Origin of the sequence: Streptomyces sp. NPDC005899, assembly GCF_040629645.1 — a bacterium.
Classification (GTDB): Bacteria; Actinomycetota; Actinomycetes; order Streptomycetales; family Streptomycetaceae; genus Streptomyces.
This window is the reverse complement of sequence record NZ_JBEXWB010000674.1, coordinates 1-1,484: the sequence shown is the minus strand read 5'-3', so window position 1 is coordinate 1,484 and position 1,484 is coordinate 1. Positions and strand designations below refer to the sequence as shown.

Sequence of the window (1,484 nt, the reverse complement as noted above, 5' to 3'; positions counted from 1 at the left end):
CCCGACCGGCCGGACGGGAGCAGGCCCTTCGCGCGTGAGGGGCGGGCGGGTCAGCAGCCGCCGCAGTTGTAGTACGTCACGTCCCAGTGGTTGCCCTCGTCCGCGTAGACGTTGCCGGAGCCCGACTTGTACTGGGGCGCGCCGTCACCGCGCAGGCCGATGTAGGCGAAGGTGCCCTTCACGTAGTTGGTCAGGCAGGTGGTCTTGCCGAAGTCCAGCTTGTAGCCGTTCCAGTGCGAGTAGGTGCCACTGGCGTGCCCGGTCTCGGTGCCGCCGGTGATGTTGAGGCCGCAGCCCGTGGCGCTCTTGAGGGTCTGGGCGCCCTGGGCGCTGGTCAGGTTGAGCTGGTCGAAGGACGTGCAGGTGGAGACGTTCCGGTTGGAGCAGCCTCCGGACGACGACCAGGTGATCCCGGAGGACGAGAAGCGGGAGGTCGCCTGGGAGTGGGTCAGTTTGGTGACGGCGTGCGCCTCGGTCACGCCGCCGCCGAGTACTCCGACGCCGGGTGCGAGAAGTACGCCGAGGACGAGGGCGAGTGCGGTCAGGGCCGAGCGGAATCGCGGGCGGGTCAGCATGAAGTTCCTCCTGCTCATGACAATTCGAGGGCAGGAGGATCCTCCTCCGTTCTACGCGCGTCCGCCAGTGTGCGGCAGCAGTGGACGTGACGCGTGGGGCGACTTCCGGACCGGCCTGGACCCTTGCTGTTGAATTTTGAACAACATGGGTCTACAGTGAATGTCGTTGAAGGTTAAACCAAATACCTCGACGGCCGCTCGTCAGTGTCCGTCCGCCCCCGAGGAGGAGCCATGGCTCTGTTCAACCGCAGGAACAACGACGCCCCGTCCACCACCGCCACCCTTCCGGTGGACCCGGCGCTGGCCGCCCTGACCGGCGAGTACACGATCGACCCGGCTCACAGCAGCATCGGTTTCACCGTGCGCCACGCCATGGTCACCAATGTGCGCGGGTCCTTCGGTGAACACGAGGGCATCCTGAAGCTGGACGGTGCAAATCCGGCCAACTCCTCCGCCTCCGTAGACGTGAAGATCGCCAGCGTCGACACCGGTATCGCCGACCGCGACGGCCACCTCGTCGGCGGCGACTTCTTCGACGCCGAGACCTACCCCCTGATGACGTTCCGTTCCACCGGCGCCGAGCAGCTCGGCGGGGACACGTACCGGCTCACCGGTGAGCTCACCATCAAGGACGTCACCCGCCCCCTCACCATCGACCTGGAGTTCAACGGCTCCGCGACCGACCCCTACGGCAACCAGCGTGTCGGCTTCGAGGGCAGCGCGGAGATCCTGCGATCCGACTGGGGCCTGACCTACAACGCGGCGCTGGAGACCGGTGGGGTGCTGGTCGGCGACAAGGTCAAGCTGAACTTCGACATCTCCGCGATCAGGTCGGTCCCGCAGGCCTGATCCACCGGCCGCGGCAGGCACGCCGGGCGCCCGCGTCCACCCGCAGGAGGTGGAGGCGGG

The 1,484-nt window shown here is 67.3% G+C and carries 2 protein-coding genes; one reads left to right on the top strand and one right to left on the bottom strand.

Annotated elements, in window-relative coordinates; genetic code table 11:
- Nucleotides 1-50 precede the first annotated feature (50 nt).
- Nucleotides 51-575: a hypothetical protein gene (locus ABZ371_RS32575; protein WP_358686541.1), complete on the bottom strand. Its 525-nt coding sequence runs from the start codon at nt 573-575 to the stop codon at nt 51-53.
- A gap of 231 nt (nt 576-806) precedes the next feature.
- Between ABZ371_RS32575 and ABZ371_RS32570 the strand changes: the two genes are divergently transcribed.
- Nucleotides 807-1,424, top strand: coding sequence for a YceI family protein (locus ABZ371_RS32570; RefSeq protein ID WP_358686539.1), 618 nt, complete (start codon nt 807-809; stop codon nt 1,422-1,424).
- Nucleotides 1,425-1,484: the final 60 nt, after the last annotated feature.

Coding starts and splice junctions, on each gene's coding strand:
- ABZ371_RS32570 (WP_358686539.1), top strand. CDS start 807: ATGGCTCTGTTCAACCGCAGGAACAACGACGCCCCGTCCACCACCGCC.
- ABZ371_RS32575 (WP_358686541.1), bottom strand. CDS start 575: ATGCTGACCCGCCCGCGATTCCGCTCGGCCCTGACCGCACTCGCCCTC.